The sequence below is a fragment of the Paraburkholderia piptadeniae genome (assembly GCF_900007165.1).
GTDB classification, from domain to species: domain Bacteria; phylum Pseudomonadota; class Gammaproteobacteria; order Burkholderiales; family Burkholderiaceae; genus Paraburkholderia; species Paraburkholderia piptadeniae.
Map to the genome: position 1 here is coordinate 217,432 of NZ_CYGY02000050.1, position 9,547 is coordinate 226,978.

Consider the following 9,547-nt stretch of genomic DNA (forward strand, 5'->3'; position numbering starts at 1 on the left):
TGTTCGGCATCGAGCAAAATCCGCAAACTCACCTTGGCAAGTCAGCCCGCTTTGCTATGCTCATTGAAGCTTGGGCAAGCCTGCCGATCTCGCAGGCACAGACGCACAGATTTGCCGGCGCGCACGCGCCGGATTCTCGCGCTCATCGGGAGCCTCGCCATGAATGCGTTCGACACGCTGCTTGCGCAAACCATCAGTTCGCCCGATCTGCTCTCGGACACCACGGGCAACGAAGAGCGCCAGGTCTACGACGCCGAGCATCCCGTCACGCTGCCCGTGCGCCGCGCGGCATTGCCCGCGATCTCCGACCGGGCCGTCGAGCTGATCGTCACGTTCGAGGTCACGAGCGAGGCCGTGTACAACCGGCTCTACATACATCCTGTCTGGCCGCAAGGGCAATCGGGATGCACGATCGGGGTCGGCTATGACCTGGGCTACGTGGACGCCCAACGCATGACGGCCGACTGGAACGCCGCGCAACTGGCCGCCGCCGATGTCGCGCTGCTCGCGGGCGTATGCGGGCTCAAGGGCACGGCCGCGCAACAGGCGCTCGCGAACGTGAAGTCGGTGAACGTGCCGTTCGCGGCGGCGAATACGGTGTTCAGGCAGGTGACGCTGCAACGCACGATTGCGCAGACGATTGCCGCGTTGCCCAAAGCCGATCAGTTGAAACCCGATTGCCTCGGCGCGCTCGTTTCGCTCGTCTACAACCGTGGCGCATCGTTCGCGGCCGCGGGCGACCGTTACATCGAAATGCGGGCGATCGCGGCCGACGTCGCCAGCGGCAATCTCGCCGATATCCCGGCGCAGTTCCGCGCGATGAAGCGGCTGTGGCAGAACCAGCCGAACATGCAGGGCCTCGTGCGCCGCCGCGAGCTGGAGGCGCTCTTGTTCGAACAGGGATTGAGCAGCTGACACGCCCGCTGTCGACGAACCGCGGCGTGTTCGCGCAACGACGGGCCCGATGGAGCGAAGCGTGCAAAACATCGAAGGGGCCGTGCCGCCCGACGTGCTCGCCGGGCTGCCGCAAGAGCGCGCGCCCGCCGCCGCCGACGACAGGCGGTTGAAGATCAGCGTCATCAACGGCAATCTGCAATTCATCCAGGAGCCGCTCCTGATCGGGCACTACCGCGATGCGTCGCTGACGGGCGTCGAGCGCGTCGTCGACGATCTGATCGGCGGCGCGTTGAGCACGTCGATCCGTCTCGGACGTTATCCACAGCACCTCGGCAGCCAGCAGGTGTTCGTCAACGCGGGCTTCCGTTCACCGCATCCGTTTCGCCTGCCACGGCCCGCGGGGCTGATCGTCGTCGGGCTCGGCAGCGAAGGACAACTGCGCGCGAGCGATCTTGCGACGACCGTGCGCCTGGGCGTGATCGCGTGGGCGCAACGACTGGCCGAGAACGAGGCGCAGTGCGCGGAGCCGTTCGCGCTCGCGGCGACGCTGATCGGCAGCGGCGGCTCGGGCATCTCGCCCGGCCAGGCCGCGCGGCTCGTCGCCGAAGGGGTGCGCGACGCGAACCTGCGGCTCGCGAGCACCGACTGGCCGTGCGTTCGGCACCTGCGGCTGATCGAGCTGTACCTCGACCGCTCGGCGGAAGCGTGGCGCTCGCTGAAGCTGCTCGAACAGGCGAGCCCCGAGTGCTACGAGATCGACGACATCATCCTGCCTTCGACGGGCGCGCTGCTGCGGCCTCTCGACAGCAGCTATCGCGGCGCCGACTACGATCTCATCAGCGCCGTCACGCAAATCGACGCGTCGGCCGACACCAACATCGTGTACACGCTCGACACGCGCCGCGCGCGCACGGAAGTCCGCGCGACGGCGACGCAAGGGCGTCTCCTCGCGCAACTCGTGAAGGCGGCGTCGAGCGCCGACAACGACGACGCGAATATCGGCCAGGTGCTTTATCAGTTGATCGTCCCGCGCGAGATGCGGCCGTTTCTCGCGGGCGGATCGGAGATGCAGATCGAAGTCGACAGCGGCACGGCGGGCATTCCGTGGGAAATGCTCGACACGTCCGCGAACGCGCCGCAGCGCAACGCCGACTCGCCACGGCCGTGGGCCATACGCGCGAAGCTGCTGCGCAAGCTGCGGATCGGCGATTTTCGCCATCGCGTCGACGATGCGCCGCGCGACGCGCAGATTCTCGTGATCGGCGAGCCGTACTGCAACGATCCGCGCTATCCGGCGCTGCCGGGCGCGCGGCAGGAAGCGCAGGCGATCGCGAACCTGTTGCGCGAGCAGATCGGCGCGGCGCGCGTGACGGGGCTCGTCGCCGCATCGGGTGGCGAACGCGGACCGGACGCGCGCACCATCATCAGCACGTTGCTCGAACGCGACTGGCGCGTGCTGCACATCTCGGGACACGGCGAGCCGCCCGCCGACGACGCGAACCCGGTCGATGCGGGCGACGACCGTCTGCGCGGCGTCGTGCTGTCGGACGGCATCTTTCTCGGGCCGCGCGAGATCGGCATGTTGCAGCGCACGCCCGAACTCGTGTTCGTGAACTGCTGCTATCTCGCCGCGCGCAGCGGCGACCAGTTGCTGAAGGCCGCGGACGTGCCCGTTTACGACCGGCCGCGCTATGCCGCGAACGTCGCCGAGGCGCTGATCCGGATCGGCGTGAAGTGTGTGATCGCGTCGGGCTGGGCCGTCGACGACGAGCCCGCGCAACAGTTCGCGACCACTTTCTACCGGCAGATACTCGAAGGCGAGCGCTTTCTCGATGCCGTCGCCGTCGCGCGCGACGCGGCGTGGCTATGCGGCGGCAACACGTGGGCCGCGTACCAGTGCTACGGCGACGCGAACTGGACGCTCGAACCGGCATCGGGCAGCACGGGCGCGCGCGAGCGCACGGCCGAGGACCGCTATGCGGGCATCGCGTCGTCGGTGTCGCTGATACTCGCGCTCGAAGAACTTGAGACAAGCGCGCGCTTCGACGCGTCGGGCTCGCCGGACCGGCTGCGCTATCTCGACGAGCGTTTCGGCTCGCGCTGGGGCGCGCAGGGCGATGTCGCGGAGGCGTTCGGCAGGGCATGGGCCGCGTGGCGGATCGAAGAGAAAGCGGTCGAGTGGTACGAGCGGGCCGTGCGCGCGGGAGACGGCCGCACGACGTTCGCCGCGACCGATCAGCTCGCGAACCTGCGGGCGCGGCTCGCATGGACCACGCTGAAGGCGAAGGCGGCGCAGGGCGGCCCGAGTGTTGTATCCGCGTCCGACATCGACGCCGCGCGCAGCCAGGTCGAGAACAGCATCGCGCTGCTTCAGTCGCTGCTCGACGTGCGGCGCACGGTCGACCGTTTGAGCATTTGCGCGGCGGCGTACAAGCGGATCGCGCTCATCGAGCGGATTGCTGGCGACGAAGCGGCGGAGTCGGCGGCGATCGGCAAGATGCTTGCGCTGTATCGGGAGGCCGAGCGGCTCGGCGACGCGCAAGGCGATGCCGCGACGTTCTATCCGCTCATCAACCGGCTCGCGGCCGAACTGATGCTGGGCATGGGCGCGTCGTCAGCGGACGGTTTCGACGCCGCTTCCGTCGACAGGCTCAGGCAAATGCTCGAGCAGTGCGCGCATGGGGAGCCGGACTTCTGGAACATCTCGGCGATGACGGAACTGCGAATCTATGAAAGCGTCGCGGCGAAGCGGCTGGAGGCGAGCCTCGCCGCGATCCGCGCTGATTTCGTCGATCTTCACACGCGCGTGCCGTCGAGAAGCAACTGGAGCTCCGTGCTCGATCAATACGATTTCGTGCTCTACCGGTATGCGAACCAGCCGGCTATCGCAGACGGCGAGAAAGCGGCCGTCTCGCAGTTGCTCGACATGTTGAAGCAATGGGTGCATGAGGACGAGCCGCAGCAACCGCAGCAGCCGCAATCGTCGGCGTGAGTGCTCGTGGTGTTCGTCACGTTCGTAGCGTTCGTCACGACAGATCGGGCAGCGCGCTCAGATAGCTGCTCGTGAAGCTCGCCACCTTCTGTTGCAGCGTCGCCTGAACGGCGTCGAGCACCGACAGGTTGATCTGCGCCGTCGTCGAGAAGCGCTTGAGGTTCGCCTCGTTGTTCTGCACCTTGACGAACAGCACTTGCGTGATCGTCATGCTCGCCGCCAGCGAAAATGCCATCAGCGATACGCTGAGGTCGCCCGCTTCTGTCGGCTCGGCGAGCGCGATCTGGAAGCTAGCCGTGTTCGCGCGGCGGCTTTCGCGGTTGAAGAGCGTGATCCACGGCGTCGAGGTATCCATCGAACGCAGCGCCTTGAGCGTCGCGTCGATCAGCGGCGCGGCGGCGATGGCGCCCGGCCCGAGCAGCAGCGCCGCGACGGCCGTGATCGCTTCGTGCACGTCGAGTCCCGCCTCGCCCGATACATAGTCGGTCATCTCGCAGCTTTCGACGCGCCATCCGAGATTCGACAGCACGCCGCCATAGCCGCGATACCAGTTCTGCGTGTCGTCGGGCGAAATCCCCTGGTGCTTGAGGATCAGTTGCGCGAGCAACAGCGAGTCCGCGACAGCCTGGCGCCGGTTCGCCGGAACGCCCGACTTGAACGACACGACACCCGAGCCCGCGACGATCGCCTGATCCTTGCTCGCGTCGAACGCGGGCGGCTGCAGGTTCGACGTTCCGGGATCGGCGCCGCGCCGGCGATGGTCGGGCAGAACGGCGCCCGTCACGAACGCGGTCGCCTGCTCGGCGGTGGCAGTGGTCATGGCGATGCTCCTCGGCGGATAGAGACGGGTCGACGGTTCGTGGGATGTGGCGCATGCCGCGCATGTGACAGCTGGCGGCACGTTCCATCAGGTTAGGTCATCGATGCGGATCGGGCCGTGTTTTTCAGCGTCGACGTTGGCCTCCCACCCGATCCGCTTTTGTTATCACCCCATCCAAACCTCGGATTGTTCCCGTATCGGGCACCGATTTATATTGCGTACACCGAGGGCCGTCACTGACCACGGACCCACAACGAAGAATGCGCGGCACGTCAAGACCGCGCATCGGGACAGCCTTGCATGGGACCGGAGTAAGTGCTTTGCATGGGGCTGGAGTAAGTGCTGAAGCACTAACTCCAGCCGACAGCTAAAGCGCCAACTCCGATCGACAAAGGAGAAAGCATGAATCGTATTGATCTGGACGGCCGTGTCGTCGTCATCACAGGTGGCGCGCGGGGCATCGGCTACGCGGTCGCGCAGCGCGCGCTGCGCTCGGGCGCGAGCGTCTCGCTGTGGGACCGGGACGGCGAACGGCTCGCGCGCAGCGAGCGCGAGCTCGGCGAACTCGTCGGCGAACACGGCAAGGTCTCCGCCGTCATCGTCGATCAAACGAAGGAAGCCGAGATCGATGCCGCCGTCAGCAAGACGCTCGCTGCGCACGGCGCGATCGACGTGCTGATCAACTGCGCGGGCATCACGGGCGGCAACGGCACGACGTGGGAACTCGACCCGGATGTATGGCGGCAGGTGATCGACGTCAATCTGATCGGCCCGTATCTCGTGTGCCGCGCGGTCGTTCCGCAGATGCTGAAGCGGGGCTACGGGCGCATCGTCAATATCGCGTCGGTGGCGGCCAAGGAGGGCAATCCGAACGCGTCGCACTACAGCGCGTCGAAGGCGGGGCTGATCGGCCTCACTAAATCGCTTGGCAAGGAGCTCGCGACGAAGAACATTCTCGTCAATGCCGTGACGCCCGCTGCCGCCAAAACAGAAATCTTCGATTCGATGTCGCAGCAGCACATCGACTACATGCTCTCGAAGATACCAATGAACCGCTTCCTGCTGCCTGAAGAGGCGGCGTCGCTGATTCTGTGGCTGTCGTCGGAAGACTGCGCGTTCAGCACGGGCGCGGTGTTCGATCTGTCGGGCGGCCGCGCGACTTATTGAGCGCAGCGCGCAGCAAACACCAGCAACGTCAAGAAGAACAACAGCGGTACATGCATGCCGCCCGCGCGCTCGCGCGATACAACAGACACCAGGAGACACGATGAGCCGGACCCCACGCGAATCCATCGACGGCATCGTCGGCCAGGTCATGCGGCGGCTGTTGCCGTTCCTGCTGCTGATGTACGTGCTCGCGTTTCTCGACCGCGCGAACATCGGCTTTGCGCAGAAGGCCTTGCAGCACGATACGGGCATTTCGAACGCGGCGTTCGCGTTCGGCGCCGGTGTGTTCTTCGTCGGCTATGCGCTCTTCGAGGTGCCGAGCAATCTGCTGCTGCATCGTGTCGGCGCGCGGCTGTGGATGTGCCGGATCATGGTCACGTGGGGCATCGTGTCGGCGGCGATGAGTCTCGCGCATTCGGCGACGGCCTTCTACACGCTGCGCTTCCTGCTGGGCATCGCGGAAGCCGGCTTCTTTCCCGGCGTCATCTATTACCTCACGCGCTGGTTTCCGCAAGCTGCGCGCGGGCGTGCCGTCGGTGTGTTCTATTTCGGCGCGCCGCTCGCGTTCATGTTCGGCAGTCCGCTGTCGGGCCTCCTGCTCGATCTGCATGGCGTGCTGGGCCTCGCGGGCTGGCAGTGGCTGTTCCTGATCGAGGGCGGGCTCGCGTCGATAGTCGGCGTGTGGGCGTTCTTCTATCTCGACGACCGGCCCGACGACGCCACATGGCTCACGCCCGGCGCGCGCAAGACCTTGAGCGCGGCACTCGACGACGATGCCCGTGCCGCCGCCGCGCACGGCCCGCGCAACATCGCCGCGGCGCTGGTGGACAGGCGCGTGCTGCTGCTGTCCGCGATCTATCTGCTGATCCAGATGAGCGTGTATGGCGTGATCTTCTATCTGCCGCAGCAAGTCGCCGCGTTGATGGGCGAGTCGGTGGGCTTGCGCGTCGGTCTCGTCGCGGCCGTGCCGTGGATCTGCTCGCTCGCGCTCACCTGGATCGTGCCGCGCCGCGCCGATCGCACGGGCGCGCATCGAAGCTGGGCCGTCGCGCTGCTGGTGCTCGCGGGTTGCGGCATCGGCGTGTCGGGTCTCGCGCATAGTCCGCTCGTCGCGTTGCTCGCGCTGTGCTGCGCGGCAAGCGGCTTCATCGCCGCGCAGCCGCTCTTCTGGACCTTCCCGACGCGCTATCTGACGGGCGCGGCGGCCGCGGGTGGGATCGCGCTGATCAATTCGCTCGGCAGCCTGGGCGGCTTCATCGCGCCGACGCTGCGCACGAGCGCCGAGCATGCTTTCCAGTCGACGTCGGCCGGGCTGTTGTTGCTGGGCGCGGCGAGCCTCTTCGCCGCGTTGCTGATCGGCACGGCGGTTCGCCTTCGCACCGCACGCGAAACGCCCGCTTTCCCGCAACCCATTCACCGCGTCCGCTGACACAAGGCGCGCGCAAACCACGAACGGAGCTCTAGAACATGGCGATGCCCACTATCCGGCACGTGCGTGCCTTCGTCGTCCGCGGCGGCGGCGCGGACTATCACGACCAGGCCGGCGGACACTGGATCGACGACCACATCTCGACGCCGATGGCGCGTTATCCCGAGTACCGGCAAAGCCGCCAGTCGTTCGGAATCAACGTGCTGGGTACACTGGTCGTCGAAATCGAAGCGAGCGACGGCACCGTCGGCTTCGCGGTGACGACGGGCGGCGAGATCGGCGCATTCATCGTCGAGAAGCATCTCGCGCGCTTTCTCGAAGGGCAGTTGGTGACGGACATCGAGAAGATGTGGGATCAGATGTACTTCTCGACGCTCTACTACGGACGCAAAGGCATCGTGCTCAACACGATTTCGGGCGTCGATCTCGCACTGTGGGACCTGCTCGCGAAAGTGCGCAAAGAGCCCGTGTATCAACTATTGGGCGGTCCGGTGCGAGACGAGCTTCAGTTTTACGCGACGGGCGCGCGGCCCGATCTCGCGAAGCAGATGGGGTTCATCGGTGGCAAGCTGCCGTTGCAGCATGGTCCCGCCGAAGGCGAAGCGGGCCTGAAGCAGAATATCGACAAGCTGGCGGATATGCGCAGCCGCGTCGGCAGCGACTTCTGGCTGATGTACGACTGCTGGATGAGCCTCGACGTCACCTACGCGACGAAGCTCGCGAAGGCCGCGCACGAACATGGGCTCAAGTGGATCGAAGAAGCGCTGCCGCCCGACGACTACTGGGGTTACGCCGAACTGCGCCGCAATGTGCCGCGCGGCATGATGGTGTCGACGGGCGAGCACGAAGCGACGCGCTGGGGCTTCCGGATGCTGCTCGAGATGAACTGCTGCGATCTGATTCAGCCGGACGTGGGCTGGTGCGGCGGCATCACCGAGCTGATCAAGATTTCCGCGCTCGCCGATGCGCACAACGTGATGGTCGTGCCGCACGGCTCGTCGGTGTATAGCTATCACTTCGTCATCACGCGCCACAACTCGCCGTTCGCCGAGTTTCTGATGATGGCGCCGAAGGCCGATCAGGTCGTACCGATGTTCACGCCGCTCTTGCTCGACGAGCCCGTGCCCGTCAACGGCCGCATGAAGGTGCACGATACGCCGGGCTTCGGTGTACGGCTGAACCCGGAGTGCAAGCTCGAGCGGCCTTATCAGCATTGATCCACACGTCGATCGAAGGAGAAGCACGTGCTGCTGAAAGACAAGGCGGTGATCGTCACGGGCGGTTCGCGCGGCATCGGTCGCGCGATCGCGGTGGCGTGCGCGAAAGAGGGCGCCGATGTGGCGATCAACTATTGGGGCGACAACGATGCGTCGTATAACCGGCGTTCCGCCGTCGAAGAAGTGGTCGGCGAGATCGATGCATTGGGGCGGCGCGTGATCGCGGTCGAAGGCAACGTCGCGGCGAAAGAGACAGGCCCCGAGCTCGTGCGCCGCACGGTCGAAGCGTTCGGCAAGGTCGACGTGCTCGCGAGCAACGCAGGCATCTGCCCGTTCCATGCGTTTCTCGACATGCCTGCTGACGTGCTCGAAACCACGGTTGCCGTGAATCTGAACGGTGCGTTCTTTGTCACGCAGGCGGCTGCGCAGCAGATGAGGGCGCAGGGCACGGGCGGCGCGATCGTCGCGACGAGCTCGATCAGCGCGCTCGTCGGCGGCGGGATGCAGACGCATTACACGCCGACCAAGGCGGGCGTCCATTCGCTGATGCAGTCGTGTGCGATTGCGCTCGGGCCGTACGGCATCCGCTGCAATTCGGTGATGCCCGGCACGATCGCAACCGATCTGAACGCCGAGGACCTCGCCGACGAAGCGAAGAAAGCCTACTTCGAGAAGCGCATTCCGCTGGGCCGGTTAGGCCGTCCGGAAGACGTCGCCGATTGCGTCGTGTTTCTCGCGTCAGACCGCGCGCGGTATGTGACGGGCGCTGCGTTGCTCGTCGATGGTGGGTTGTTCGTCAATCTTCAATAGTGGTGTGTGGTTTTTTTTGCCCTTATCGCGGGCGTCTGCGATTGTGTCGCTATTTCAGCGTGCCGCGGGCATTCGCGATGCGTTGGTTTGCTTTGCTCTTCGCTGGCATCCGCGATGCGCCTCGCGGCGCGGGCGTTGCCCCTGTGCGGGGCGGCACCTACTTTTCTTTGCCGCCGCAAAGAAAAGTAGGCAAAAGAAAGCGGGCTCACACCGAA

8 protein-coding genes are annotated in these 9,547 nt (G+C 65.8%); 6 read left to right on the top strand and 2 right to left on the bottom strand.

Going from position 1 to position 9,547, the window contains the following annotated elements:
* Window positions 1-159: 159 nt before the first annotated feature.
* Both BN2476_RS26225 and BN2476_RS26230 read left to right on the top strand, forming a co-directional pair.
* The gene (locus BN2476_RS26225) at window positions 160-915 is read left to right on the top strand and encodes a DUF8812 domain-containing protein (RefSeq protein WP_143811047.1); all 756 of its coding nucleotides are present in this window, start codon (window positions 160-162) and stop codon (window positions 913-915) included.
* Window positions 916-976: 61 nt separating this feature from the next.
* Window positions 977-3,889 carry a CHAT domain-containing protein gene (locus tag BN2476_RS26230; RefSeq protein ID WP_160111755.1) on the top strand — a complete coding sequence of 971 codons (2,913 nt, stop codon included), beginning with the start codon at window positions 977-979 and terminating at the stop codon, window positions 3,887-3,889.
* A 34-nt stretch (window positions 3,890-3,923) separates the two neighbouring features.
* On the opposite strand, the gene BN2476_RS26235 is transcribed toward BN2476_RS26230, so the two are convergent.
* Window positions 3,924-4,709 (bottom strand): hypothetical protein, encoded by a 786-nt coding sequence (locus BN2476_RS26235; RefSeq protein WP_087737067.1) that lies wholly within the window; start codon window positions 4,707-4,709, stop codon window positions 3,924-3,926.
* Between the two features lie 402 nt (window positions 4,710-5,111).
* Between BN2476_RS26235 and BN2476_RS26240 the strand changes: the two genes are divergently transcribed.
* The 4 genes from BN2476_RS26240 to lra1 all read left to right on the top strand — a co-directional run bounded on the left by BN2476_RS26240 (window position 5,112) and on the right by lra1 (window position 9,332).
* The gene (locus BN2476_RS26240) at window positions 5,112-5,876 is read left to right on the top strand and encodes an SDR family NAD(P)-dependent oxidoreductase (protein WP_087737068.1); all 765 of its coding nucleotides are present in this window, start codon (window positions 5,112-5,114) and stop codon (window positions 5,874-5,876) included.
* A gap of 100 nt (window positions 5,877-5,976) precedes the next feature.
* Complete coding sequence (locus BN2476_RS26245; protein ID WP_087737069.1) at window positions 5,977-7,305, top strand: MFS transporter; 1,329 nt, start codon at window positions 5,977-5,979, stop codon at window positions 7,303-7,305.
* A 38-nt stretch (window positions 7,306-7,343) separates the two neighbouring features.
* Complete coding sequence (rhmD, locus tag BN2476_RS26250; RefSeq protein WP_087737070.1) at window positions 7,344-8,522, top strand: L-rhamnonate dehydratase; 1,179 nt, start codon at window positions 7,344-7,346, stop codon at window positions 8,520-8,522.
* A 27-nt stretch (window positions 8,523-8,549) separates the two neighbouring features.
* A complete protein-coding gene (gene lra1 / locus BN2476_RS26255; protein ID WP_087737071.1) occupies window positions 8,550-9,332 on the top strand; it encodes an L-rhamnose 1-dehydrogenase Lra1 in 783 nt (260 codons plus the stop codon).
* Here the strand turns inward: lra1 and BN2476_RS47735 are convergent.
* Window positions 9,326-9,547, bottom strand: a 222-nt coding sequence (locus BN2476_RS47735) for a hypothetical protein (protein WP_218274544.1), incomplete at its 5' end; no start/stop codon positions are given. The genes lra1 and BN2476_RS47735 overlap by 7 nt on opposite strands.